Source organism: Mycobacterium sp. NGS24 (genome assembly GCF_059813065.1).
Window position 1 is genome coordinate 93,069 of sequence record NZ_JCALDW010000005.1, and the last position, 24,659, is coordinate 117,727.

Below are 24,659 nucleotides of genomic sequence, written 5' to 3' on the forward strand. Positions count from 1 at the left end.
GTTCCGGGACTCCTCAGCAGTCGCCTACCGTTCCGGTATGGCATCCGAACCCGCAGTGCTGCTGGAAACCATCGACGACGGCATCGCCTGTGTCACCCTCAACCGGCCCAGGCTGCTGAATGCGATCGACGGGTCGTTGATCAACGCCACCGACCACGCCCTGGATGTCCTGAGCAGCGGTGAGCACCGGGTGGCGATCCTGACCGGGGCCGGGCGCGGTTTCTGCGCCGGCGCCGACCTGAGCGGTACCGGCGAAGCGTGGACCGAGGTCAAACCGTCGACTCCGGGTTTCAAGGTCAGCTACGACGCGCAGGTGCGACTGGCGGACCTGTTCACCCGTCTCTACGAGCTGCCGATCCCGGTGATCGCCGCGGTCAACGGCGTCGCGGTGGGCGGTGGGCTGGCGTTCGCGTTGCACTCCGACATCCGGATCGCTTCGGAGACAGCGCAATTCGGTTCCGCCTTCATCAAGGCCGGCTTTTCCTCGATGGACATGGGCACCAGTTACCTGTTGCCGAAGATCGTCGGTGCCGGGGTGGCGCGGGAACTGATGCTGACCGGGCGGATGATCGACGCCGACGAGGCGTACCGCATCAAGCTGGTGCACGAGGTGGTGCCCGCCGAGGATCTGATGGCCGCCGCTGTGAACAAAGCCCGCGAGATCGCCGGCAACAACGCATTCGGTGTGTGGCAGACCAAGATCGGCCTGAACGCGGCACTGGATGCACCGAGCCTGCGGCATGCGATCGAGATCGAGAACCGCACCCAGATCCTGACCGGCTTTACCAACAACCCTGCCGAAGCGGCCAAGGCGCATCGCGAGAAGCGGGCGCCAAATTGGGATACGTTGTGAAACTTAGACTTTCGACATCACTTTCTCGGCGTACTTCTCCAGGTTCTTGATCTTGGTCTGCAACGGTTCGGGGTCGGGTCCCTCAACGTAGGGCCAGCGGAACCCGACGATCACATCGGTGACGCCCTTGTCTTCCAGTCGTTTGATGCCGTCGACGGTGTAGGCGTCCGCCGAGATGACGTGAATTTCGAACGGTCCAGTCTGTCCTGCTTCGTCACGAAACTGTTTGACCCGGGCAATGAGTCGGTCCAGTTCGTCGGGATCGCTGCCGCCGCCGTGCATCCAGCCGTCCAGGCGGGCAGCCCGGCGCAGCGCGGCGTCGGCATGTCCGCCCACCAGGATCGGGATCGGTTGAGTGGGTGCGGGACTCATCTTGGTCTTGGGGATGTCGTAGAACTCGCCGTGGAACTCGAAATAGTCGCCGGTGGTCAGGCCTTGGACGATCTCGATACATTCATCGATTCGTTTGCCGCGCTTGGCAAATGGAATACCCATCAGCTCGTAGTCTTCGGGCCACGGGCTGGTGCCCACGCCCAGACCGAGCCGGTTGCCGTTCAACACCGCCAGTGAACCGGCCTGCTTGGCGGTGAGCGCCGGGTGCCGCACCGGCAACTTCAGGACGAAGAAGTTGAACCGCAGCGTCGTCGTCACCGCACTCAAAGCAGCTGTCAACACGAAGGTTTCGACGATTTCCTTGCCGTCCAGGAACTCGCGGCTGCCGTCGGGCGTGTACGGATACTTCGAGTCCGACTCGAAGGGGTAGGCGAGGCTGTCGGCAATGGTCATGCTGTGGTAGCCGGCTGCTTCCGCTGCTTTGGCCAGGGGAATGTAAAACTGCGGGTCGGTCAACGACTCCGCGTAACTGAACCGCATCTCAGAGCTGGTTTTCGGGACCGATGATCGCCCAGACCGTCTTGCCCGTCGATGTCGGCGTGCTGCTCCAGGCACGCGACAACGCGTCGACAATGGCCAGACCGGACACATCGATACCTTTGGGCGGGGCTGCCAGGCGAAGCGCGGGCGCGGTGCTGGTGTCGGACACCGCGATGGTCGCCGCCTGGCCGTCGCACTCGATCCTCATCATCGGTTCGCTGCCGGTGTGTTCCAGCACGTTTTCGATGAACACGTTGACCACCACGAGTGCGACGGGGATCAGTCCCGGTTTCGACCAGTTGGTGAGCCACTCGCGGACCAGCTGGCGAGACTCGCGAAGGCTGGTCAGATTGGCCGGCAGCTTGGCCTGCGCGTGGTGCAGCTTGCGGCGCCCAAGTCGGGTGACGGCCTTAGTGGCTCCCTTCTCCGTCGGATAGACCGGCATGAAGCGGGCCGCTCCGCTGCGCTCGATCGCCTCGCGGGTGGCGCGGTTCGCGGCGACCAGCACGATCGGCACGTCGGGGCGGGCGTCCATATTCCAGCGCGCGCTGGTGAACACCGACCAGCCTGCCTCGTCGGGAACTTGCAGGGCGTTGACGTCGACGATGACCGCGGTGGGCACGTCAAGGGTGGCTCTGGTGACCGCGTCACGCAGCTCGGCGGTGTTCTTGGCGTCGAGCACGCCGTCGGCGGTCAACAACACCACTGATTCCTCGGCCCGAGATACCACCGCGAGGGAGTTGGACGATTTCGCCACCGAACTCATATGGTCCCTCCCTGGCAGCGGACCCTCAGGTCGCGTGCCGATTGCGCCATGTCATCCGGTTCCATGTCCCGCTCCTTGAACACCTTCCCCGCCGTCTACTGGTCCCCCACGTCACCGGCCTTGCCGCGACATTGAGAGCTCCATCTTCGGGTAAACATCCCCCATTGCGAAAGGGGAACGGGTCGGACATCGAAGACCGCGAAGCAGTATCCGGTGCGAAACCGGTCCGCCTCGCTATGTCGTGCCTGGCGCCCGAACGCTGCTGCGCCGAACTCATCGTTGCTGCCCAGCGCGCACACCTATGGCTAATTACCCAGCGTCGCCGACAGTCAATCCCCGGCCCACGAATCGCCGGTAGGACGCCCAGAGTCTCAGGCCAGTGCGTACGGGGGTGTGCCCACGCCGGCGACCGAGTGGGTGCCCCAGGGTGTCTGTTCGACGATGCGGGCGGGCACGCTGTGCTGGCCAACGCTCAGCGTGACCGCCCGCGCCCGTGTGAGGGAGTCGGGCACCGCGTCCAGCACGGTCCCTTGCCAGTGGTAGTTGCCGTCGAGTGGGTCGAGGTGACCGACCAGGCGGACGCGCACCGGATAGCGGGCGCCGCCGATCTCCAGCGTCGCGGCGCCGTCGTAGGTGTCCTCGTAGTCGGGTGCGCTCGACGACAAGTCGAATGTGTCGAACGCTCCGAGCACCGCGGGGGGCTGGGCCGGAGCGAGTTGGACCCGCTCGTTGAACACCTGCTGGCTGGAACGGCGCACCTCGATACGACGGCTGCCGGTGCGCTTCATGACGTCGAGGCAGGAAGCGACGTAGCGCGCCTGCGCCGCGGTGTCCGGCCCGGTGAGGAAGAAGTAGTTGGGCAGACCGCGCACGGCCACGCCGTGGAAGGGTTCCATCCCGTCGACCCAGTTGTCGCGGACGGACTCACCGACCGCCGCCTGGTCACCGATTGCGAATCCGGTGCCGTAGATGATCGCGTCGACCGGGTGCTCGACGCCGTCGCGGGTCCGGATGGTTGTCGCCGTGATGGCGTCGATCGCCGACGTCACCACTGGTGGTCCGGGCTGTGGGCGGCGGCGCCAGGGCGGCGTCCAGGGCCGGGCGCTGGAGACCATGCGCCGGGGCGCGTGCGCGAACACGGTCACCGTTCCCGCGGCTCGGACAAGTTGGCTGAGGCGGTGCGCGGCCCAGGAGTCGGTGCCCACCAGTGCAATGGACTTGCCGGCCGGGCGGAACCGGGGGTCCCAGGCTGCCGCATGGAAAGACTCGCCTTGAAAGTCGTTGCGGCCATTGATGTCCGGCACCCACGGGACGAACAAACGGGGGTTCGTGGCAATGACCACATCAGCTCGGACGTGCTCGCCGGCCGCGGTGTGCAGCACCCACGCGTCGTCGTGAAACTCAGAATGCGAGATCTCGGCCTCGAGCGTCGCGACCTCGGTGAGACCGGCGGTGTGCAGCGTGGAGGCGAGGTCGGCGGCGCCCGCTCCGACGACCAGTGTCACAGAAACCTGCTGCGTTTCCAGCCGCGGCGCGCGATCGGGCCCATCAGGCCTACCTCGGTCAAAAACGCTGCCAGCGGCGCGAATCCGGCCTGTTGAACCTCTCGGCGGTGTGCGCTGGTGCGGGCGAGGTGTCGTGCCCGTTTGACGTCCAGGCCGGCGCGCGCGTACTGCACGCGGTTGCTGAACAGGTAGTTGAAGAAATATCCGCCGAGACCGTTGATGTTGGCCATGAACCACCGGTTGCGCCGCGGCATCTCGGCAACCCGTTTGCGGGCACCGTCGCGCGCGAACTGAATGTGGCGGGCCTCTTCGGTGACGTGAATCCGCATCAGCCGCTGGATGATCGGTTGCAGTTCGGGGTCGTCCATCATCTGCCGCTGCAGCGAGTCGAAGATCTCCTCACCGATCAGCGCGGCCACCCACAGCATCGAGCCGCGCTGAAACGCCAGCGGCAGCAGATTGATGATGTAGCGATGAAACCGGGTGGGCCGCACCGGTTTTGCGCCGATACGCTCGATGGCCTTGCCGAACATCACCATGTGGCGGGTTTCGTCGCCCAGTTCGGTCAGCTTGTAATGCGTGGACCGGCTGGTGGGGTCCTCGTGCAGGATGGTGCGCAGCAGCGACTGGTTGAGCATGTTCTCGAACCAGATACCGGCCGATAGCGTGTTGACCAGTTCCTGACGGGACAGTTCGATCTGCTGCTGGCGGGACATCTCCTCCCACATCGGTGTGCCGTACAGCGACACCAGCTTGGCGGGCAGAAAGAACTTGTCCGGGTCCAGGGGAGCGTCCCAGTCGATGTCGACGACCGGTTCGTAAGACTTCTTGACCGACCCTTTGAGCAGACGCTCGGAGAATTCTTCGCGACTCGGTCCGCTTGGTCGCACCGCAGTGGTCATCGTTGGCGTCCCTTCGTGTCCCGGTGGCCGGGGGCTGATTCAGACGTTAGGCAGATCACATTCTCTAGTCAATACCCACGGTACCGGGTACCGACGGTCCCCGGTAGATGGCGCGCGGTCTCAATTAGGTTGAGCTGCATGAGTCGGCACATCCATGTGATCGGGATCGGTGCCGGCGACCCCGACTACGTGACCGTCCAGGCAATCGAGGCGCTCAACGACACCCAGGTGTTCTTCGCGATGGACAAGGGAGAGGCCAAGAGCGACCTGGTCGCGCTGCGCCAGCAGATCTGCGCGCGGTTCATCCGCGAGCCCGGGTATCGGTTCGTCCAGCTGCCGGATCCGCGGCGATCCACCGCCACCGACTACCGGGCCGCCGTGTCGGACTGGCACGCGGCGCGCGCCCGGCTCTGGGCGGCTGCCATCGCCGAAGAACTGGAGCCCGACGGCGTCGGAGCCTTCCTGGCCTGGGGTGATCCGTCGCTCTACGACAGCACACTGCGCATCCTGGATCTCGTCGCCGCCGAGGTGCAGATCAGCTACGACGTGATACCCGGCATCACCGCGATACAGGCACTCACCGCGCGTCACCGCATTCCGCTCAACGACGTCGGCGAACCGGTGCTCGTCACCACCGGTCGGCAGTTGCGTGCCCACGGGCTGACCGGTGCGGCCGTGGTGATGCTCGACGCGGACTGCTCGTTCCAGACCTGTGCGCCCGACACCTGGATCTGGTGGGGCGCGTACCTGGGGACCGCGGACGAGATGCTGATGGCGGGACCCGTCGGCGAGGTGGGCGCGCGCATCCTCGAGCAGCGCACGCAGGCCCGAGCGCGGCACGGCTGGATCATGGATACCTATCTGTTGCGGCCCCCCGGCCAACCGGCTTAGCCGTTGGCGTGCAAGGCCCCGTCGACACTTCTGTACAGCTGCGCCGGCTGGTGCGTCGCGGATTTCCTGCCGCGAATTTGACGTGTCGGCAAGAACACGTGCTCCGGATTCCGGGTGACGGGTTACGATCCCCTCTAGTGTGCTAAACACGTGCCTAATCGCGGGCTCGTCGTAGGGTTGAGAAGGGTCGGCGTATGTCCTACGTGTTCGCTCAGCCGGAGTGGGTCACTGCTGCGGCAACGGACTTGGCGAGCATCGGTTCGTCGATCAACGCCGCCACCTCGGCCGCGGCCGCGCCCACAGCGTCGGTGCTGGCTGCCGGCGCCGATGACGTGTCCACGGCGATCGCCGCGCTCTTCGGCGCGCACGCCCAGGCCTACCAGCAACTCAGTGCCCAGGCGGCGCTCTTTCACGAGCAGTTCGTGCAACTGATGAGCGGCGGAGCGACGCAATACGCCGCTGCTGAAGCCCTTAACGTGAGCACGCAGTCCCTCGAAGAAAACGTCCTCGGTGCTGTTAACGCACCGGCTATGGCGCTGTTCAACCGTCCACTGGTGGGTAACGGCGCGGACGGCGCGACCGCCGGAGCCGATGGCAGGGACGGCGGCATCCTTTGGGGGAATGGCGGCAACGGTGCAACCGGTGGCGTCGGCCAGAGCGGTGGCAATGGCGGAAACGCGGGCTTGTTGGGTAACGGCGGCCGCGGCGGAGCCGGTGGGATCGGAATGACCGGAGTCGCCAGCGTGGCTGGCGGCACCGGCGGCACCGGCGGTACCGGCGGCTGGCTCTACGGCGCGGGCGGTAGTGGCGGTTTCGGCGGCAACGGCGGAATCGGCGCCCCTGGTCAAGCCGGTGGTGCGGCAGGTGACGGTGGCGCCGGTGGTGCCGGCGGGTTCTTCACCGGCGCCGGCGGAGCCGGTGGTGCCGGTGGTGTCGGCGGCCAAGCCAGCGATGCCGGCCCGTCCGGCGCAGGCAACAACGGGGGACAGGGCGGTGACGGTGGAGTCGGCGGTCGCGCGGGACTGCTGGTCGGCAATGGCGGCGCCGGAGGAGATGGTGGCAAGGGCGGCGCCAGCACCGGCGCTCTGACGTCCAGCTCATTCGGGGGCGAAGCCGGAGCCGGTGGTTCCGGTGGCGACGGCGCGCGGGCCGGCCTGTTCTCCGGTGACGGGGGCGCGGGTGGCAACAGCGGCGACGCCGGCAACGGCCTGGACAACAGCCCCGCGGTACTTGTTGGCGCGCATGGCGGTTCGAACACCGGCGTGCTGGGCGGCAGGGGTGGCGACGCCGGCTTCTTCGGTAACGGTGGTGCCGGCGGCAACGGCGGGCTGGGCGGCAACGGCGCACTCGGCACGAACACCGGTGGTGACGGCGGCGAGGGCGCGCTCGGTGGTCAAGGTGGCAGGGGTGGTTGGCTCTACGGAAACGGCGCCGACGGCGGCCGCGGCGGGACCGGCGGTACCGGCGGGCTGGCTACGAATCCGTCGCTTTCCGGTTCCGGTGCCCGCGGCGGCTTCGGCGGTGACGGTGGCTCGGCCGGCCTGTTCGGCAGCGCCGGGAACGGCGGCGGCGGCGGCAACGGCGGAAACTTCTTCGGTACCGGTCCCAGCTTCGCGGCGCCCGGCGGCAACGGCGGTGACGGTGGAGACGCCGCGTTGGTCGGTCGCGGCGGCGCGGGGGGCGCCGGCGGTACCACGGGCAGCGGCAGCGTCCTGGCTTCGAGCAGTAACGGCGGAAACGGTGGCGACGGCGGTCTGTTCTACGGCGACGGGGGTGCCGGGGGCAACGCCGGCCCGGTGGGCATCGGTCCGGACGGACGCGGCGGCAGCGGCGGTAATGCACAGCTGATCGGCAACGGCGGTGACGGCGGCGACGGCGCCAATGGGCAGCCGGGTGGCCGGGCTGGCACTGGTGGCGCGCTGTTCGGCCAGAACGGACAGCCGGGTCAGACCTAGTTCGCAAAGCGAACGATGTGGCGCCGAATTCTGTTAAGCGCGAACGAATTCAGGCGAATCGGCCCACACATCATCCTTGATCGCCGTAGCATGCGGATCGGTTGAGGAGGTCCGCTTGTGTCGTTTGTGAACGCTGCCACGGAACTGGTCGCGGCAGCCGCGTCCGATCTGGCCGGTGCGGGATCGACAATCAGCCAGGCGAATCTGGCTGCCGCGTTCCCCACGTCGAGCGTGCTCGCCGCCGGCGCGGACGAGGTGTCGGTGGCCATCGCCGCGATGTTCGGTGCCCACGCCCAGGCTTACCAGGCCCTGAGTGCCCAGGCGGCGCAGTTTCACCAGCAGTTTGTCCAGTTGATGAGCGGTGGTGCGGCGCAGTACGCGGCCGCTGAGGCGGCCAATGTGTTGCAGACGGCGGAGCAGGAAGTGCTCGGCGCTGTCAACGCGCCCACGATGGCGTTGCTGAACCGTCCGCTGATCGGCAATGGCGCCAACGGCGCCACCCCCGGAGCCAACGGTCAGGACGGCGGCATCCTCTGGGGCAACGGCGGGAACGGTGCGATCGGCGCGGCCGGCCAAAGCGGTGGCAACGGCGGCTCAGCTGGCTTCTTCGGCAGCGGCGGGTCAGGCGGAGCCGGTGGAGCGGGTGCCAACGGTGCCACTGCGGGTTCGGCGGGCCTGGCCGGTGGCAACGGTGGCGTCGGAGGTGCCGGCGGTTGGCTGTGGGGCAACGGCGGCAGCGGCGGACTCGGCGGCGTCGGGGGAAACGCGACTGAATTCAGCAGCGGCAGTGGGGGATCTGGAGCCAACGGCGGAGTCGGCGGCAACGGCGGGGCCGGTGGTCGCGGTGGCTTGTTCTTCGGCGACGGTGGCCGCGGGGCGGCCGGCGGTGCCGGCGGGCAGGCAACCGGCGCGACAAGTCACAGTCCTTCCGCGGTGGCGGGCACCGGCGGGACCGGCGGCCTGGGCGGCGACGGTGGTCAAAGCGGATGGCTATCCGGCAACGGCGGTCGAGGCGGGGACAGCGGTGCTGGTGGCGGCGCCAACACCAGCGGGATTCCGGCAGTTGACGGTGCCAATGGTGGATCGGCCGGTCTGAGGGCCGGAGCCGGAGGCAACGCCGGGTTGTTTGGCAGGGGAGGTGCCGGCGGTAATGGGGGCCTCGGTGCGGCCGGTGTCAGTGTCGGTGCGACGTCTTACGACGGAGGCGACGGCGGTGCCGGTGGCAACGGCGGACTTGGCGGCCGGGGTGGCTACTTCCTCGGCGACGGCGGTGCCGGCGGATTCGGTGGAGGCGGTGGACAAGGGGGCAACCCGGGCGGCGCCGCCATCACTCCCGTGCCCGGCAATGGTGGCCTCGCCGGCTCCGGAGCCGCGGGTGGGGCGTCAGGGTTGATCGGCAACGGCGGCGATGGCGGCGATGGCGGCAAGGGAGGGGTCCCGGGCCAGCGAACGGTGAATGGCACGACGTATATCGGCAACACCGGCGCCAACGGCAGCGGCGGCCAGGGTGGCAACGCCAGCTTGTACGGCAACGGCGGCCGTGGCGGTCACGGCAACCCGCCGGCTGCCGGCGGCAATATGGGTTTGATTTCGGGGACCGCCGGAACACCGGGCGCGCCCCTGTAGGGGCACACTGGACCGGTGCCCGAACTCCCCGAGATCGAAGCGCTGGCTGATCATCTGCGCCGGCATGCCGTCGGCTTGACCGTCGGCCGGGTCGACGTCGCCGCGCTGAGTGTGCTCAAGACCTTCGATCCGCCCGTCAACGCGCTGCACGGCCGCGCCGTCGTCACCGCCGGCCGGTGGGGCAAGTACCTGGGCCTGCAGGCCGGCGACCTCTGGCTGATCACGCATTTGTCGCGGGCCGGCTGGCTGCGCTGGTCGGACAAACTGGCCGCGGCTCCGTTACGGCCGGGCAAGGGGCCGATCGCGCTGCGGGTGCATCTGGGCACCCCCGGTACGGCGCCAGGCTTCGACCTCACCGAAGCCGGCACCCAGAAACGGCTCGCGGTCTGGCTGGTCAACGATCCCCGGCAGGTGCCGCAGATCGCCGCACTCGGACCCGATGCGCTCGAACTCGGCCCCGATGACCTGGCCCGCATCCTGGCCGGCAACACCGGGCGGATCAAGACCGTCATCACCGACCAGAAGGTGATCGCCGGCATCGGCAACGCCTACAGCGACGAGATCCTGCACGTCGCGCGGATCTCACCGTTCGCGACCGCGGCGAAACTGTCCGACGAGCAGCTCACCGTCCTGCACGACGCGATGATTTCCGTCCTCACCGACGCGGTGAGCCGGTCCGTCGGGCAGGGCGCTGCCATGCTCAAAGGAGAGAAGCGCTCTGGGCTGCGGGTACACGCCCGCACCGGACTGCCCTGCCCGGTCTGCGGCGACACCGTGCGCGAAGTGTCGTTCGCGGACAAGTCTTTTCAATACTGTGCGACCTGTCAGACCGGCGGCAAAGTGCTGGCCGACCGGCGCATGTCCCGGCTGCTCAAATAGCCCCGATATGCTGCCCGGGTGACTCGCCAGAGAATCCTGATCACCGGAGCCAGCTCCGGCCTGGGCGCCGGCATGGCCCGCGCCTTCGCCGCCAAAGGCCGCGACCTGGCCTTGTGTGCCCGCCGCACCGACCGGCTCGAGGAATTGAAAGCCGAACTGTCGCAGCAGTATCCGTCGGTCAAGATCGCGCTGGCGGCGCTGGATGTCAACGACCACGAACAGGTGCCGAAGGTGTTCGCCGAACTCAGCGACGCGCTGGGCGGTATCGACCGGGTAATCGTCAATGCCGGTATCGGCAAGGGCGCCAAGCTGGGCTCGGGCAAGGTGTGGGCGAACAAGGCGACGCTGGAGACCAATTTGATCGCTGCGCTGGTGCAGATCGAGACCGCGCTGGAGATCTTCAACAAGAGCGGATCCGGTCACCTGGTGCTCATCTCCTCGGTGCTGGGCAACCGCGGTGTGCCGGGCGTCAAAGCCGCCTACTGCGCCAGCAAGGCTGGGCTGACGTCGCTGGGCGAGTCGCTGCGCGCCGAGTACGCCAAAGGTCCCATCAGGGTGACCTCCATCGAGCCGGGCTACATCGAGTCGGAGATGACGGCCAAATCCAACAGCACAATGTTGATGGTGGACAACGAAACCGGCGTCAAGGCACTCGTCGCCGCCATCGAACGCGAGCCGGGTCGCGCCGTGGTGCCGCGCTGGCCGTGGGCACCGCTGGTCCAGCTGCTGCGGGTGATGCCACCACCGCTGACCAAGCGCTTCGCCTGACCCTCCTGAGGCCCACTGTGCAAGCCACGACACCTGAGCGGCGTGTCGCGTCGTGGGATGCACACTCGGCGCAACAGCAGGCGAATCGCTATTCCGCGCGGCCCCGCTCGGCGCGGTAGCGGCGCACCAACGCGTCGGTGGAGCTGTCCGACTGCTTGGCCGGGGATTCGTTGCTGGTGAGTACCGGGATCAGCGCCTTGGCCTGCGTCTTACCCAGTTCCACACCCCACTGGTCGAAGGAATCGATGCCCCAGATGACACCCTCGGTGAAGACTTGGTGCTCGTAGAGCGCGATCAGCTGGCCCAGCACCGACGGTGTCAACCGGGTGCCCAGGATCGAGGTCGACGGCCGGTTGCCGGGCATCACCTTGTGCGGCACCACCTCGGCCGGGGCGCCCTCCTGAGCGATCTCCTCAGCCGTCTTGCCGAATGCCAGAACCTGGGTCTGGGCGAAGAAGTTGCTCATCAACAGATCGTGCATGCTGCCGTCGCCTTCTGCTGTCGGCAGGTCGTCGAGGGGCTGACTGAAGCCGATGAAGTCGGCAGGTATGAGTCGGGTGCCCTGGTGCAGCAACTGGTAGAACGCGTGCTGGCCGTTGGTTCCCGGCTCGCCCCAATAGATTTCGCCGGTGTCGGTGGTGACCGGAGTGCCGTCGGCGCGCGTCGACTTGCCGTTCGACTCCATGGTCAGCTGCTGCAGATAGGCCGCGAACCGCGCCAGATCGTCGGCGTAGGGCAGTACCACCCGCGACTGGGCGCCGAAGAAGTTGTTGTACCACAGCCCGATAAGCCCAAGCAGCGCAGGCGCATTGGCGTCCAGCGGTGCCGTCCGGAAATGTTCGTCGACGATGTGAAATCCGGACAGGAAGTCCGCGAACGCTTCTCGGCCGATCACCGCCATCACCGACAACCCGATCGCGGAATCCACCGAGTAGCGGCCACCCACCCAGTCCCAGAAACCGAACATGTTGTCGGTGTTGATCCCGAATTCGTCGACGAGACGCTTGTTGGTGGACACGGCCACGAAATGCTTTGCCACCGCGGCATCCCCGAGTTTGTCGGTGAGCCAGCGGCGGGCCGCCGTCGCGTTGGTCAGCGTTTCGAGAGTGGAAAAGGTCTTCGACGCGACGATGAAAAGTGTTGTGGCAGGGTCTAAGTCGGCCAGTACACCGACCAGGTCGGCGGGATCCACGTTGGAGACGAAGCGGGCCGAGATGCCCGCGTCGGCGTAGTGGCGCAGTGCCTGGTACACCATCACCGGGCCCAGGTCGGAACCGCCGATGCCGATGTTGACCACGGTGCGGATCCGCTCGCCGGTGGCACCTTTCCAGTCCCCGGTACGCAGCCGGTCGGTGAAGTCGCCCATCGCGTCCAGCACTTCGCGGACATCCCTGACCACGTTCTGGTCCCCGACGATCAGGTCGGCATTACGCGGCAACCGCAGCGCGGTGTGCAGCACCGCCCGATCCTCCGAGGTGTTGATGCGCTCACCGGCGAACATGGCGTCCCGGCGCTCCTCGAGCTTGGCTGTGCGCGCGAGGTCGATCAGCAGTCCGACCGTCTCGCCGGTGATCCGATGCTTGCTGTAGTCGATGTAGAGGTCTCCCACCGTCAGGGTGAGCTCGCGACCGCGGTCCGGATCGTCGTCGAAGAACTGCCGTAAGTGGGTTTCTCCGATCTGATCATGGTGCTTGCGCAGGGCGTCCCAGGCCGGGGTGGCGGTGATGTCTGATGGCGCGGAGGTCATAAGTCGACCCTAGTGCCGGGACGGTCAGGGCCCGAGACTCATCCGGCGATCTGCAGCCAGAGACCTCTCAGCGTGCGGGCGTGCTGCCTAGCACCTGCTGCAGATCCGGCAGCATCGCCTGCAACTGCTCTCCCCAGTACTGCCAGGTGTGCGTGCCGTTGGCGGGGAAATTGAATACGCCGTTGTGGCCGCCCTTGAGTTTGTAGCGGGCCGCGAAGACCTTGTTGCTGATGCGGGTAGCGCTTTCCAGCAGGCTGGCGTCCAGCTTGGTGCCCAGGTCTGACTCGCCACCGTTGCCGGTGTAGATCCAGATGCGGGTGTTGTTGGCGGCCAGCTTGGCGGCGTTGACCGTGGGGTCGTGATCGGCCCACGCGGGGTCACCGGCGGGCCCCCACATGGCGTCGGAGCGAAAGCCGCCGGCACCCAGCTGCGCGGCGGTGAGCAAGGTGGGCCAATTGCCGGCGGACAGGTTGAGGAAACCGGACATCGACGCGGCATAGACGAAGTTCTGCGGGTGATCAGCGGCCAGGATCAATGCCGCTGAGCCGCTCATCGAGGCTCCTACCACGGCGTTTCCGGTGGGGCTGGTGCCCTTGTTCGTCGCTAACCAGGCCGGCAACTCCTGGGTCAGGAAAGTCTCCCATTTGTAGGTCCACGTGCCCTTGTTGCCGACCGCCGGCCGGTACCAGTCGGAATAGAAACTCGCCATGCCACCGGTGGGCAGTACCAACGACAGGCCGGACTGGCCGAACCACTCGAATACCGGCAGGTGGATGTCCCACCCGTTGAAGTCGTCGCGGGCCAGCATCCCGTCGAGCAGATACACCGCGTGCGAGCTCGCGCCGGTTGCCCGGCCCTGGTACTCCACCTTGACTTGGCGATTCATCGACGGCGAGGGGACCATCAGGTACTCGATCGGTTGACCCTGGCGGGACCAGGCGGAACCGATCGCCGTGCTGGCCGAGAACCCACCCGTGACGGCGAGCAACGCTGCGGCTGATAGCGACATCAGCCGACGTAACGGTGAAAGTGCAGCTCTTGACGACGCAGCCATGTCCGGCGGAGCTTACCGGGGCAAATCAGCAAACTGCCGAATGTAACGGCAGGAGTAACCGATTAGTGGCCGAGTCGTCCCCGGCCCAGACGCAGCAGCAGCATCGCGAGGTCTTTTCCTTCCGGACCCAACTCGCTGTAGCGTTCGATGACTTTCATCTCCCGGGTGTGCACCAGCCGAGTGCCGCCGGATGCCATCCGGGCTTTGCCGATCGCCTGGGACACCTCGGCGCGTCTCTTGACGGCGGCAAGGATCTCAGCGTCGAGCCGGTCGATCTCTTCGCGCAATTCGTCGATATCGAGCTCTGCGGTATCGATGGTCTCGGTGTTCATTTCTGCTATCTCCGCATTTTCGTGAGGTGGTGGGTCTGGTCTCATCCGGTTCGGGCCTCACACGAAAGACGAGCCCCGATCGCCGAAGCGGACCACGGGGCTCTGCGAAAGCAGCTACGCCACGGGCACCGCTGACGGGTACCCGTAGAAAAATCGGGGCTGCACGTTGAGCACCAACCGAGTGTGCCACCAATGGCCGCACGCACGCAAAAACTCGGTAATTAGTGGCGGGAAGGGCGTGGGTGTCGGGCAGCGGCGGTAAGTTTGGACGGACATGAGTGTGCACGCGACTGACGCAAAATCCGAAGCCGAGCAACTGCTCGACGGTCTCAATCAGCAACAGCGCCAGGCGGTGGTCCATGAGGGCTCGCCGCTGCTGATCGTCGCGGGTGCCGGCTCGGGCAAGACGGCGGTGCTCACCCGCCGCATCGCCTACCTGGTCGCTGAGCGCGGCGTGAGCGTCGGTCAGATCCTGGCGATCACGTTCACCAACAAAGCGGCCGCCGAGATGCGTGAACGTGTGGTCAACCTGGTCGGTCCGCGGGCCCGCTACATGTGGGTGTCGACGTTCCACTCGTCGTGTGTGCGGATCTTGCGTAACCAGGCATCGCTGATCGACGGGCTCAACTCCAACTTCTCCATCTACGACGCCGATGATTCCCGCCGGCTGCTGCAGATGATCGGCCGCGACATGGGCCTGGACATCAAGCGGTATTCGCCCCGGCTGCTGGCCAACGCCATCTCCAACCTCAAGAACGAGCTGATCGATCCGCACCAGGCGGTGTCCAACCTCACCGACGAGTCCGACGACCTGTCCCGCACCGTGGCATCGGTTTTCGGGGAGTATCAGCGACGGCTGCGGGCGGCCAACGCATTGGACTTCGACGACCTGATCGGCGAGACCGTCGCGGTGCTGCAGACATTCCCCGACATCGCGCAGTACTACCGACGCCGGTTCCGCCACGTTCTGGTCGACGAGTACCAGGACACCAACCACGCGCAGTACATGTTGGTGCGGGAACTGGTCGGTCGCGACACCGAGGATGGTGTGCCACCCGGGGAGTTGTGCGTCGTCGGGGATGCCGACCAGTCGATCTATGCGTTCCGCGGTGCCACCATCCGCAACATCGAAGACTTCGAACGTGACTACCCGGACGCGAGAACGATTCTGCTGGAACAGAATTACCGCTCGACGCAGAACATCCTGTCCGCGGCGAACTCGGTGATCGCCCGCAACACGGGGCGCCGCGAGAAGCGGCTGTGGACCGACGCCGGCGAGGGTGAACTGATCGTCGGTTACGTCGCCGACAACGAGCACGACGAGGCCAGGTTCGTCGCCGACGAAATCGACGCATTGGCCGACCGCGGCGACATCACCTACAACGACGTCGCGGTCTTCTACCGCACCAACAACTCGTCGCGATCCCTGGAAGAGGTGTTCATCCGCGCCGGGATTCCGTACAAAGTCGTTGGGGGAGTTCGTTTTTACGAACGCAAGGAGATTCGCGACATCGTCGCTTACCTGCGGGTACTGGACAATCCCGGCGATGCCGTCAGCATGCGGCGCATCCTGAACACCCCGCGCCGCGGCATCGGTGACCGCGCCGAGGCGTGTGTGGCGGTGTACGCCGAGAACACCGGCGCGAGCTTCGCCGACGCACTGCAGGCGGCGGCCGCGGGCAAAGTGCCGATGCTCAACAGCCGCGCGGAGAAGTGCATCGCCGGCTTCGTGGAGTTGCTCGACGAGCTGCGGGGGCACCTCGACGACGATCTCGGCGACTTGGTCGAGGCGGTGCTCGAACGCACCGGGTACCGCCGCGAGCTGGAGTCGTCGACCGATCCGCAGGAGCTCGCGAGGTTGGACAACCTCAACGAACTCGTCAGCGTCGCACACGAATTCAGCATCGATCGGGCAAACGCGGCGGCACTGGCAGCCGAAGGCGACACCGACGACGAGGACGTGCCGGACACCGGAATCCTGGCGGCTTTTCTGGAACGGGTCTCCCTGGTCGCCGACACTGACGAGATTCCCGAGCACGGCGCGGGTCTGGTCACGTTGATGACGCTGCACACCGCCAAGGGGCTGGAGTTCCCGGTGGTGTTCGTCACGGGCTGGGAGGACGGCATGTTCCCGCACATGCGGGCGCTGGATGACCCGGGCGAGCTGTCCGAGGAACGCCGGCTGGCCTACGTCGGGATCACCAGGGCCCGGCAGCGGCTCTACCTGAGCAGGGCCATCGTCCGCTCGTCCTGGGGGCAGCCGATGCTCAATCCGGAATCGCGCTTCCTGCGCGAGATTCCCCAGCAGCTCATCGACTGGCGACGAACCGCGCCTAAGCCGTCGTTCAGCGCGCCGGTTAGCGGTGCGGGCCGGTTCGGCACGCCGCGTGCCGCGCCGACCCGCTCGGGTGCGAGCAAGCGCCCGCTCATCGTGCTCGAGCCCGGCGACCGGGTGACGCACGACAAGTACGGCCTGGGCCGGGTCGAAGAGGTGACCGGCACCGGCGAATCGGCGATGTCGTTGATCGATTTCGGCAGTGCCGGGCGGGTCAAGCTGATGCATAACCACGCCCCGATCGCTAAGCTCTGACCCACCCCGGGGAACAGACCGGATTCAGGTGACGGCTGCCGCCGGTGGCCACCGGCGGGCCAGACGTTCGTCGCTGCTGAAGCTCAGTCGGTCCACCGTTTGGTCTCCGGCAGTGCCGCCAGGACCGCGCTGGCGACCGGCAGCAGCGGCAGCGCGTGCACCAACCACGCCACCCGGGCGCCCGCGATGAACACGCCGAGGTAAGTGAGCAGCGCGACCACCGCTCCGGCCGTGATCAGGTGACGCCCGACCGGCCGGCGCAACAGCAGCGCGATCACCCCGGAGACGGTGGTGATCGCAAAGACCAGGGCAAGGAACCCGACCGCGATGCAGAACAGCCGGTCGGTGCGCCACCAGCCGGCGATCAGGTCGGTGGCCACCACCGAGGTGGCCCATCCGCTGACGATGCTCACGGCGCCGGCCGCGACCGCAGTACGGGGGCTGGGCTGCGGGAGACCGGGCAGCGCGGCAATGGGGTCCACCGGGGCCGCGGCGGCACCGGAGGATGGCGCACGCCGGATGATCTGCGTGGGCTGCGCTGAGTCGGGCACCACCGGCAGCGGCTCGGTGGGCGCGCGGCGAATGATCCGGGTTCGTGGCTGTTCGGGAGGTTCGCGTCCGGCAGGGTCGGTCGGCGCGCTCACCGGTCAGCCGGCGTAATTACCGACCGACAGCCCGCGCTTGGCCAGCCACGGTACCGGGTCGATGCGCTCAGAGCCGTTCAGGTGAACCTCGAAGTGCAGGTGCGGACCGGTGGAGAACCCCCGGTTGCCCATCGTTGCGATCTGGTCACCCGCCATCACCCGCTGCCCGACGCTGACCAACGTGGTGTTGACGTGGCCGTACAGGGTGACGGTGCCGTCGGCGTGCAGCAGCTTGACCCACATGCCGTAGCCCGCGGTCGGTCCGGCGTCGATGACGACACCGTCGGACACCGCGTAGATCGGGGTGCCGATCGAATTGGCCAGGTCGATGCCGGCGTGCAACACACCCCAGCGGTAGCCGAAATTGGAGGTGAAGATTCCCTTGGTCGGCATGACGTAGAGCGGCTGCTGCAGCCGTGCCTCACGCTGGGCGCGTTCCTGTGCGAAGGCCACGCCGCGGGCGAATTCCTCGTTGTGCACGCTGACGTTGCCGGGCTGAGCGGCGATCACCTGGGCGCCCCGCGGCGCGGTCGCCCCGGACCCGCCGGACATCGACGACGCATTCGCGGTCAGCACCGTCTCGATGTTGGGCGTCTCGGATTGGGTGAGTGCGGTGTGCGTGGCAGCAGCGGCCGCACCGGCGGCCATCGCGCCGATCAGTAGCCGACCCTTGGCCGCGCTGGTCGGCTGCTTGCGGTGACTGCCGCCCCGGCGCGGAACCGACGTGACGTCCGTCGTGAGCGACCGGACCGAGACCGGCTCCGGCGCGGGGATGATGACCCGGGCGAGCACCTCGGTGACGGGAGCGGCCAGCCACAGCGGCGTCAGATCGTCGGTGTCATCCAGATCGTCGAGCTCGGGCGCGTGCAGCAGCTGCTCTGACACGTCGAACTCGGATTCCCCGAAGTCGAGCTCGTCGAGATCGGCGAGTTCCATGTCGTCGAGTTCATCAAAGCCATCTAACGGGATGATCTCGGTGACTTCGTTGGGGTGGTGACGCAGCCAGCGGTCCCGGGACGGGCGAGCCGCTACTGCGCTGGCAGCGCGGGAAATTCGGTGCTGGGACAAAGCTGGGATGTCCTCGGATCGTGACCATAACGTTATCTGGACCATGAGACGGTAACGGCTGAGGGGTAAAACTAGCAACCTCGGTATGGAATCCCGTCGAAATTGTGACTTGGATCACGGTTTCGGGCGAGGATACATTCGGTGACCTGCGCCACAGCGGTGGATGCGGCGGCGGAGACCATTTCGGGTGTCGATACAGTTCCTCCGGGCGCGGTGCCGATTTGGGGCCACCGCCGCCCTAGTGGACTAGCAAGTTAGCCGAGCAAAGGCAGTGACGCCCATGGATCTGTTCGAGTATCAAGCCAAGGAATTGTTCCTCAAGCACGGGGTGCCCGGTACGCAAGGCCGGGTGACCGACACCGCCGAGGGCGCGCGCGCCATCGCCGAGGAAGTCGGCAAGCCCGTCATGGTCAAAGCGCAGGTCAAGACCGGCGGCCGCGGCAAGGCCGGGGGTGTGAAGTACGCAGCCACCCCGGACGAGGCCTACGAGCACGCCAAGAACATCCTCGGCCTGGACATCAAAGGCCACATCGTGAAGAAGTTGCTGGTCGCCGAGGCCAGCGACATCGCCGAGGAGTACTACCTGTCCTTCCTGCTCGACCGGGCCAACCGCAGCTACCTGGCCATGTGCTCGGTGGAAGGTGGTATGGAGATCGAAGAGGTCGCCGCGACCAAGCCCGACCGACTCGCCAAGGTGGCGGTCGACGCAGTCAAGGGCGTCGACCGGGACTTCGCGCGGTCCATTGCCGAGCAGGGGCACCTGCCCGCTGAGGTGCTCGACGCCGCGGCCGTCACGATCGAGAAGCTGTGGGCCGTGTTCGTGGGCGAGGACGCGACGCTGGTAGAGGTGAACCCGCTGGTACGCACTCCCGACGACAAGATCCTGGCGCTGGACGGCAAGGTGACGCTGGACGCCAACGCCGACTTCCGCCAACCCGGTCACGCCGAGTTCGAGGACCGCGAGGCCACCGACCCGCTGGAGCTCAAGGCCAAGCAGCACGACCTCAACTACGTCAAGCTCAGCGGCGAGGTCGGGATCATCGGTAACGGTGCCGGCCTGGTGATGTCGACGCTGGATGTCGTTGCCTACGCCGGAGAGAAGCACGGTGGCGTCAAGCCGGCCAACTTCCTGGACATCGGTGGTGGCGCCTCGGCCGAGGTGATGGCAGCCGGACTGGACGTGATCCTGGGCGACCCCGAAGTCAAGAGCGTTTTCGTCAACGTCTTCGGCGGCATCACCGCCTGCGACGCGGTGGCCACCGGCATCGTCAAGGCGCTGGAGATCCTGGGCGACGAGGCCAACAAGCCGCTGGTGGTGCGGTTGGACGGCAACAACGTCGAGGAGGGTCGGCGCATCCTGGCCGAGGCCAATCACCCGTTGGTGATCCAGGCCGAGACGATGGACGCCGGTGCCGACAAAGCCGCCCAGCTGGCGAACGCCTGAGCAGAGGAGAACCGACCCATGGCTATTTTCCTGAACAAGGACAACAAGGTCATCGTCCAGGGCATCACCGGAGCCGAGGCCACCACACACACTGCGCGGATGCTCAAGGCGGGTACCCAGATCGTCGGCGGCGTCAACGCCCGTAAAGCCGGCACCACCGTCGCGCACAAGGACGCCGACGACAACGACGTCGAACTGCCGGTGTTCGGCACCGTCGTCGAGGCCATCGAGAAGACCGGCGCGGACGTCTCGATCATCTTCGTGCCGCCGAAGTTCGCCAAGGACGCGATCACCGAGGCCATCGACGCCGAGATCCCGCTGCTGGTGGTCATCACCGAGGGAATCCCGGTGCAGGACAGCGCCTATGCGTGGGCGTACAACGTCGCGAAGGGTCAGAAGACCCGCATCATCGGCCCCAACTGCCCGGGCATCATCAGCCCCGGACAGTCGCTGGTCGGCATCACCCCGGCCAACATCACCGGGCCGGGGCCGGTCGGGCTGGTGTCCAAGTCGGGCACGCTGACCTACCAGATGATGTACGAGCTGCGCGATTTCGGCTTCACCACCTCGATCGGCATCGGCGGTGACCCGGTGATCGGCACCACCCACATCGACGCCATCGAGGCGTTCGAGAAAGATCCCGACACCAAGCTCATCGTGATGATCGGTGAGATCGGCGGCGACGCCGAGGAGCGGGCAGCCGACTTCATCAAGGCCAACGTGACCAAGCCGGTCGTCGGCTATGTCGCGGGATTCACCGCCCCGGAGGGCAAGACGATGGGTCACGCGGGAGCGATCGTTTCCGGCTCCTCGGGTACCGCGTCGGCGAAGAAGGAAGCGCTGGAAGCGGCCGGGGTCAAGGTCGGTAAGACACCGTCGGAGACGGCGGCGCTGGCCCGGGAGATCCTGCAGAGCCTGTAGCACCCGCTGGCGCCCGTGCTGGCGCGAGAACTGCCGGCGAGCAGACGCAAAGTCGCCCTGGAACATGTGCTCCGGGGCGATTTTGCGTCTGCTCGGCACTGCGGTAGATAGTAGATCTATGAATCTTGATCCGCGGACGCCCGTCGTCGTCGGCGTCGGGCAGGCTGCCGAGCGTATCGACGATCCGGATTACCGGGCGATGTCGCCGGTGGAATTGGCCGCCGCCGCGGCGCAGGCTGCGCTGGACGACTGCGACGCGAAGGCTGTCGCCGCCGAGATCGACACGATCGCGGCCATCCGGCAATTCGAGATCTCCGGACCGGTGGCCACCGCCCCGCTGGGCCGATCGAACAACTACCCCCGGTCGGTGGCCAAGCGGGTCGGCGCCGAACCGCGGCGGGCGATCCTGGAGATCATCGGCGGGCAGGGGCCTCAGCACCTGATCACCGAGCTGGCCGGTGACATCGCCGGCGGCCGCTCGGAGGTCGCGCTCATCTTCGGGTCGGACGCGACGTCGACCCTGCGGTATTTCGCGGACCGCGAGGACAAGCCGGACTTCAGCGAGACCATCGACGGGGACCTGGAGGACCGCGGGTCGGGCATCGAGAAGCTGATCAACCGCTACATGGTGATCCACGGTCTGGTCGATGCGCCGACCCAGTACGCCCTGATGGAAAACGCCCGCCGCGCCGCCACCGGCCTGAATCCCGCCGATTACCTGCGCCGCATGGGCGAGTTGTTCGCCCCCTTCACCAAAGTTGCTGCCGCGAACCCGTTTTCAGCATCGCCGGTGGAGCGGACCGTCGACGAATTGATCACCGTCACCGACAGCAACCGGATGATCACCGAGCCGTATCGGCGGTTGCTGGTGGCCCGCGATCAGGTGAACCAGGGCGCGGCGGCGCTGCTCATGTCGGTCGGGGCGGCACGCAGGCTGGGTGTGCCGGAAGACAAGTGGGTGTACCTGCGTGGTCACGCGGACCTGGAAGCGCCGCCGTTTCTCGACCGTCCGGACCTCGGGCACGCGCCGTCGGCGGTGCTGGCCGCCCGCGAGGCGCTGGACGTGGCCGGCATCGGCGTCGACGAGGTCGCGACCTTCGACCTGTACAGCTGCTTTGCGGTGCCGGTCTTCAACATCTGCGACGGACTGGGCATCGCCCCCGACGACCCGCGTGGCCTGACGCTGACCGGTGGACTGCCGTTCTTCGGCGGCGCCGGCAACAACTACTCGATGCACGGCGTGGCCGAGACGGTCGCGCGGATGCGAAGCGCGCCAGGACAATTCGGGTTCGTCGGCGCCAACGGTGGCATTCAGAGCAAGTATTCGGTCGGGATCTATTCCACCGCGCCGGGACCCTGGCGTGCGGATCGCAGCTCCGAGCTACAGGCGCAGATCGATGGTGCGCCCCGCGTGCCGGTGACCGAGAACGCCGACGGCGTCGGCACCGTCGAGACCTACACGGTGCGCCGCGACAACGGCCGCCTGACCGGGATCGTCATCGGGCGGTTGGACACCGACGGCAGCCGCTTCCTGGCAACGACCGAAGACGACGACCTGATCTCGCTGCTGACCGACGGCGAACCCCTCGGGTCGGCCGTGCAGGTGAAGTCGTTCGACTACGGAAACCGCTGCCTGCCGCGCTGACGGCTCCCCGGCGCTCGATCCCACCCTCCCCGGCGCTCGTGGGGGCCACACCAGCGTGACGTTCGGCGTGCGGCGTCACGCTGGCGTGACGCTCGGCCCGCGAACCGATCGTGGGGGCGCCGCCGCTTGCGGGAGAGCTCACGCCAGTGTGACGTTCGGCGTGCGGCGTCACGCTGGCGTGACGCTCGGCGCGAAATCGATCGCAAGGGTCAGAACGAAGCCAACTTCCCGGCCAGCCGTTCCACATACGCGGCAACCTTGGCCTCGTCGCTGTCCGGCATGCCGAAGAGCACCTCGGTGACGCCCAGCTCGGCCCAGCGCGCCAACTTCTCGGCGTCCGGCTTGAAGTCCAGCGCGACGATCTGTGGCGCCCCCGCACGCCCGGCAGCGGCCCACGTGTCCTGGAGCAGTTTCACCGGCTCGTCGATATCGATGTCACGCGGCGTGGTGATCCAGCCGTCGGCGCTGCGCGCGATCCACTTGAAGTTCTTCTCGTTGCCCGCTGCGCCCACCAGCACCGGAATGTGCGCCTGCACCGGCTTGGGCCACGCCCAGCTCGGACCGAACTTGACGAACTCGCCGTCGTATTCGGCTTCTTCCTGAGTCCACAGCGCCCGCATCGCCTCGAGGTATTCGCGCAGCATGGTGCGCCGACGACCGGCCGGCACGTGGTGGTCGGCAAGTTCGTCGGTGTTCCAGCCGAAGCCGACGCCCAGGCTGACCCGCCCGCCGGACAGATGGTCCAGCGAGGCGATACTTTTCGCCAAGGTGATCGGGTCGTGTTCGACGGGCAGCGCGACGGCCGTTGACAGCCGGACGCGGGAGGTCACCGCCGATGCCGCGCCCAAACTCACCCAGGGATCCAGCGTGCGCATGTAGCGGTCGTCGGGCAGCGAGGAGTCGCCTGTGGTGGGGTGGGCCGCTTCGCGCTTGATCGGGATGTGGGTGTGTTCGGGCACGTAGAACGTGTGGAATCCGTGTTCCTCGGCGAGTTTGGCGGCAGGCGCCGGGGCGATGCCGCGGTCGCTGGTGAACAGAACGAGGCCGTAGTCCATGCCTCAATTTAGAACGTGTTCTAATTTTGTCCGCAGCCGCCCCTGCCGTCTCGGCGCAGATGCAGGCCGGCAGCGGCGCGCGGCTACGGGCATTTACTTTCCGGGGTGCGCTAGCGTGGTTGATCGAATGGCGTCGCACGGCAGCATGCGCACCGACGCCGCCCGGCAGCCGAAGGCACCGGAAGCAACAGGAGGAGTCCATGACCTTATCGCCTGGTAGCCCCGGCTACCCGCCCGGCCAGCCAGCCGGCCCCTACGGTTCCGGCGCCCCGGCCGCAGCGTCCGGGCAGGCCGAGCCCGCCACCCCGGCGGAAAGCAAGCTCGGCCTGTACCTGTCCATCGCGGTGGCGGCGCTGGGTCTGTTGGCCTACTTCTTCAGCTTCGGCCCGATCTTCACCTTCAAGTCTGAAATGGGCGGCATCGGCAGCGACGTGTCCGGTGACGTCGGTTACGCGGTACCGGTGGCCGTGGTGGCAGCGCTGCTGGCCGGAGTGGGACTGCTACCCAAGGCCAGGAGTTACGTCGCGATATCTGCGGTGCTCTCGGTCGTGAGCGTGCTGATGGTCATTTCCTTCACGTTCAGTCGGCCGGACTCTTACTCCGCCGGCTGGGCCCTGTGGATCGTGCTGGCGTGCGTGGTGTTCCAGGCGGTGGCGGCCGTGGCCGCGCTGTTGCTGGAAGCGGGCGTCATCACCGCGCCGACTCCGCGGCCCAAGTATGACCCGTTCAGCGGCTACCAGCAGTACGGACAGTATGGCCAGTACGGCGGTCAGCCGGGCGGGTACTACGGTCAGCCGGGTGCACAGCAGTCCGCGCCGAACTCGGCCCAGGGGGCGCAGCCGCCCGGGTACGGGTCGCAGTACGGCGGCTACTCGGGACCGAACCCGCAGTCCGGCGGCTTCCCGGCGCAGCAGGCCACCCAGGTGGTGTCCCAGCCGCAGCACCAGCCGCCGGCCAGTCACACACCGCCCACCGGGTTCCCCAGCTTCAGCCCGCCACCTCCGGTCAGCGCCGGCGGCGGATCGCAGGCTGGTTCAGCGCCGGTCAACTACTCCAACCCCCCCAGCGGACCGCAGTCCTACGGGCAGGGTCAGCAGTCGCCTGGTGGGGCACCGGTCTAAGCCTGCGCTCTCGCGCCCAG

General features: G+C 67.1%; 21 protein-coding genes and 1 pseudogene. 12 read left to right on the forward strand and 10 right to left on the reverse strand.

Annotation, left to right across the window (positions count from 1 at the left end; all coding sequences use genetic code 11):
* The first annotated feature begins 37 nt into the window (after positions 1–37).
* Positions 38–853 carry an enoyl-CoA hydratase/isomerase family protein gene (locus AC5Y6Y_RS09465; RefSeq protein WP_499929740.1) on the forward strand — a complete coding sequence of 272 codons (816 nt, stop codon included), beginning with the start codon at positions 38–40 and terminating at the stop codon, positions 851–853.
* Positions 854–856: 3 nt separating this feature from the next.
* Here the strand turns inward: AC5Y6Y_RS09465 and AC5Y6Y_RS09470 are convergent, their stop codons facing one another.
* The 4 genes from AC5Y6Y_RS09470 to AC5Y6Y_RS09485 all read right to left on the reverse strand — a co-directional run bounded on the left by AC5Y6Y_RS09470 (position 857) and on the right by AC5Y6Y_RS09485 (position 4,899).
* A complete protein-coding gene (locus tag AC5Y6Y_RS09470) occupies positions 857–1,726 on the reverse strand; it encodes a TIGR03619 family F420-dependent LLM class oxidoreductase (RefSeq protein WP_499924748.1) in 870 nt (289 codons plus the stop codon).
* A gap of 1 nt (position 1,727) precedes the next feature.
* Positions 1,728–2,492 (reverse strand): STAS domain-containing protein, encoded by a 765-nt coding sequence (locus tag AC5Y6Y_RS09475; protein WP_463827378.1) that lies wholly within the window; start codon positions 2,490–2,492, stop codon positions 1,728–1,730.
* 371 nt (positions 2,493–2,863) lie between these two features.
* Positions 2,864–3,796 carry a DUF4873 domain-containing protein gene (locus AC5Y6Y_RS09480; protein WP_499929897.1) on the reverse strand — a complete coding sequence of 311 codons (933 nt, stop codon included), beginning with the start codon at positions 3,794–3,796 and terminating at the stop codon, positions 2,864–2,866.
* Positions 3,797–3,993: 197 nt separating this feature from the next.
* Positions 3,994–4,899 carry an AurF N-oxygenase family protein gene (locus AC5Y6Y_RS09485; protein ID WP_499929742.1) on the reverse strand — a complete coding sequence of 302 codons (906 nt, stop codon included), beginning with the start codon at positions 4,897–4,899 and terminating at the stop codon, positions 3,994–3,996.
* A gap of 138 nt (positions 4,900–5,037) precedes the next feature.
* Here AC5Y6Y_RS09485 and cobF point away from each other — a divergent pair, with 138 nt between their 5' ends.
* The 6 genes and pseudogenes from cobF to AC5Y6Y_RS09515 all read left to right on the forward strand — a co-directional run bounded on the left by cobF (position 5,038) and on the right by AC5Y6Y_RS09515 (position 11,018).
* Positions 5,038–5,790: a precorrin-6A synthase (deacetylating) gene (cobF, locus tag AC5Y6Y_RS09490; RefSeq protein WP_499929744.1), complete on the forward strand. Its 753-nt coding sequence runs from the start codon at positions 5,038–5,040 to the stop codon at positions 5,788–5,790.
* A gap of 194 nt (positions 5,791–5,984) precedes the next feature.
* Positions 5,985–7,745, forward strand: coding sequence for a PE family protein (locus AC5Y6Y_RS09495; RefSeq protein WP_499924744.1), 1,761 nt, complete (start codon positions 5,985–5,987; stop codon positions 7,743–7,745).
* 117 nt (positions 7,746–7,862) lie between these two features.
* On the forward strand, positions 7,863–9,371 hold the full coding sequence (locus tag AC5Y6Y_RS09500) for a PE family protein (RefSeq protein ID WP_499929746.1): 1,509 nt from the start codon (positions 7,863–7,865) through the stop codon (positions 9,369–9,371).
* A 15-nt stretch (positions 9,372–9,386) separates the two neighbouring features.
* Positions 9,387–9,629 (forward strand): annotated as a pseudogene (locus tag AC5Y6Y_RS09505) (DNA-formamidopyrimidine glycosylase family protein); the annotation flags it as partial.
* A 153-nt stretch (positions 9,630–9,782) separates the two neighbouring features.
* Positions 9,783–10,250, forward strand: a complete 468-nt coding sequence (locus AC5Y6Y_RS09510; protein ID WP_463827510.1) for a zinc finger domain-containing protein — start codon at positions 9,783–9,785, stop codon at positions 10,248–10,250.
* Positions 10,251–10,268: 18 nt separating this feature from the next.
* The gene (locus tag AC5Y6Y_RS09515) at positions 10,269–11,018 is read left to right on the forward strand and encodes an SDR family oxidoreductase (RefSeq protein ID WP_463827383.1); all 750 of its coding nucleotides are present in this window, start codon (positions 10,269–10,271) and stop codon (positions 11,016–11,018) included.
* A gap of 88 nt (positions 11,019–11,106) precedes the next feature.
* Here AC5Y6Y_RS09515 and pgi read toward each other — a convergent pair whose 3' ends face one another.
* The 3 genes from pgi to AC5Y6Y_RS09530 form a co-directional block, all read right to left on the reverse strand.
* A complete protein-coding gene (pgi, locus tag AC5Y6Y_RS09520; protein WP_499929748.1) occupies positions 11,107–12,765 on the reverse strand; it encodes a glucose-6-phosphate isomerase in 1,659 nt (552 codons plus the stop codon).
* A 67-nt stretch (positions 12,766–12,832) separates the two neighbouring features.
* A complete protein-coding gene (locus tag AC5Y6Y_RS09525; RefSeq protein WP_499929750.1) occupies positions 12,833–13,774 on the reverse strand; it encodes an esterase family protein in 942 nt (313 codons plus the stop codon).
* Positions 13,775–13,881: 107 nt separating this feature from the next.
* The gene (locus tag AC5Y6Y_RS09530; protein ID WP_463827386.1) at positions 13,882–14,196 is read right to left on the reverse strand and encodes a chorismate mutase; all 315 of its coding nucleotides are present in this window, start codon (positions 14,194–14,196) and stop codon (positions 13,882–13,884) included.
* 229 nt (positions 14,197–14,425) lie between these two features.
* Between AC5Y6Y_RS09530 and pcrA the strand changes: the two genes are divergently transcribed.
* Complete coding sequence (pcrA, locus tag AC5Y6Y_RS09535) at positions 14,426–16,741, forward strand: DNA helicase PcrA (RefSeq protein ID WP_499929752.1); 2,316 nt, start codon at positions 14,426–14,428, stop codon at positions 16,739–16,741.
* A gap of 83 nt (positions 16,742–16,824) precedes the next feature.
* On the opposite strand, the gene AC5Y6Y_RS09540 is transcribed toward pcrA, so the two are convergent.
* Both AC5Y6Y_RS09540 and AC5Y6Y_RS09545 read right to left on the reverse strand, forming a co-directional pair.
* Positions 16,825–17,385 carry a hypothetical protein gene (locus AC5Y6Y_RS09540; RefSeq protein ID WP_463827388.1) on the reverse strand — a complete coding sequence of 187 codons (561 nt, stop codon included), beginning with the start codon at positions 17,383–17,385 and terminating at the stop codon, positions 16,825–16,827.
* Positions 17,386–17,388: 3 nt separating this feature from the next.
* Positions 17,389–18,438 carry a M23 family metallopeptidase gene (locus AC5Y6Y_RS09545; RefSeq protein ID WP_499929899.1) on the reverse strand — a complete coding sequence of 350 codons (1,050 nt, stop codon included), beginning with the start codon at positions 18,436–18,438 and terminating at the stop codon, positions 17,389–17,391.
* Positions 18,439–18,733: 295 nt separating this feature from the next.
* Here AC5Y6Y_RS09545 and sucC point away from each other — a divergent pair, with 295 nt between their 5' ends.
* From sucC to AC5Y6Y_RS09560, 3 genes are all read left to right on the forward strand, one after another.
* A complete protein-coding gene (sucC, locus tag AC5Y6Y_RS09550) occupies positions 18,734–19,897 on the forward strand; it encodes an ADP-forming succinate--CoA ligase subunit beta (protein ID WP_463827389.1) in 1,164 nt (387 codons plus the stop codon).
* 18 nt (positions 19,898–19,915) lie between these two features.
* Positions 19,916–20,818: a succinate--CoA ligase subunit alpha gene (sucD, locus tag AC5Y6Y_RS09555; protein ID WP_463827390.1), complete on the forward strand. Its 903-nt coding sequence runs from the start codon at positions 19,916–19,918 to the stop codon at positions 20,816–20,818.
* A 118-nt stretch (positions 20,819–20,936) separates the two neighbouring features.
* Positions 20,937–22,463 carry an acetyl-CoA acetyltransferase gene (locus tag AC5Y6Y_RS09560; protein WP_499929755.1) on the forward strand — a complete coding sequence of 509 codons (1,527 nt, stop codon included), beginning with the start codon at positions 20,937–20,939 and terminating at the stop codon, positions 22,461–22,463.
* A gap of 209 nt (positions 22,464–22,672) precedes the next feature.
* Here AC5Y6Y_RS09560 and AC5Y6Y_RS09565 read toward each other — a convergent pair whose 3' ends face one another.
* Complete coding sequence (locus AC5Y6Y_RS09565; protein ID WP_499929757.1) at positions 22,673–23,518, reverse strand: LLM class F420-dependent oxidoreductase; 846 nt, start codon at positions 23,516–23,518, stop codon at positions 22,673–22,675.
* Between the two features lie 200 nt (positions 23,519–23,718).
* Here AC5Y6Y_RS09565 and AC5Y6Y_RS09570 point away from each other — a divergent pair, with 200 nt between their 5' ends.
* On the forward strand, positions 23,719–24,639 hold the full coding sequence (locus AC5Y6Y_RS09570) for a DUF5336 domain-containing protein (RefSeq protein WP_463827393.1): 921 nt from the start codon (positions 23,719–23,721) through the stop codon (positions 24,637–24,639).
* Positions 24,640–24,659: the final 20 nt, after the last annotated feature.

What these genes read in the sequence shown, in the direction of transcription:
- AC5Y6Y_RS09475 (WP_463827378.1), bottom strand. Translation starts at nt 2,492, where the DNA reads ATGAGTTCGGTGGCGAAATCGTCCAACTCCCTCGCGGTGGTATCTCGG.
- pgi (WP_499929748.1), bottom strand. Translation starts at nt 12,765, where the DNA reads ATGACCTCCGCGCCATCAGACATCACCGCCACCCCGGCCTGGGACGCC.
- sucD (WP_463827390.1), top strand. Translation starts at nt 19,916, where the DNA reads ATGGCTATTTTCCTGAACAAGGACAACAAGGTCATCGTCCAGGGCATC.
- AC5Y6Y_RS09495 (WP_499924744.1), top strand. Translation starts at nt 5,985, where the DNA reads ATGTCCTACGTGTTCGCTCAGCCGGAGTGGGTCACTGCTGCGGCAACG.
- AC5Y6Y_RS09465 (WP_499929740.1), top strand. Translation starts at nt 38, where the DNA reads ATGGCATCCGAACCCGCAGTGCTGCTGGAAACCATCGACGACGGCATC.
- AC5Y6Y_RS09485 (WP_499929742.1), bottom strand. Translation starts at nt 4,899, where the DNA reads ATGACCACTGCGGTGCGACCAAGCGGACCGAGTCGCGAAGAATTCTCC.
- AC5Y6Y_RS09560 (WP_499929755.1), top strand. Translation starts at nt 20,937, where the DNA reads ATGAATCTTGATCCGCGGACGCCCGTCGTCGTCGGCGTCGGGCAGGCT.
- AC5Y6Y_RS09470 (WP_499924748.1), bottom strand. Translation starts at nt 1,726, where the DNA reads ATGCGGTTCAGTTACGCGGAGTCGTTGACCGACCCGCAGTTTTACATT.
- AC5Y6Y_RS09565 (WP_499929757.1), bottom strand. Translation starts at nt 23,518, where the DNA reads ATGGACTACGGCCTCGTTCTGTTCACCAGCGACCGCGGCATCGCCCCG.
- pcrA (WP_499929752.1), top strand. Translation starts at nt 14,426, where the DNA reads ATGAGTGTGCACGCGACTGACGCAAAATCCGAAGCCGAGCAACTGCTC.
- sucC (WP_463827389.1), top strand. Translation starts at nt 18,734, where the DNA reads ATGGATCTGTTCGAGTATCAAGCCAAGGAATTGTTCCTCAAGCACGGG.
- AC5Y6Y_RS09530 (WP_463827386.1), bottom strand. Translation starts at nt 14,196, where the DNA reads ATGAGACCAGACCCACCACCTCACGAAAATGCGGAGATAGCAGAAATG.
- AC5Y6Y_RS09570 (WP_463827393.1), top strand. Translation starts at nt 23,719, where the DNA reads ATGACCTTATCGCCTGGTAGCCCCGGCTACCCGCCCGGCCAGCCAGCC.
- cobF (WP_499929744.1), top strand. Translation starts at nt 5,038, where the DNA reads ATGAGTCGGCACATCCATGTGATCGGGATCGGTGCCGGCGACCCCGAC.
- AC5Y6Y_RS09525 (WP_499929750.1), bottom strand. Translation starts at nt 13,774, where the DNA reads ATGTCGCTATCAGCCGCAGCGTTGCTCGCCGTCACGGGTGGGTTCTCG.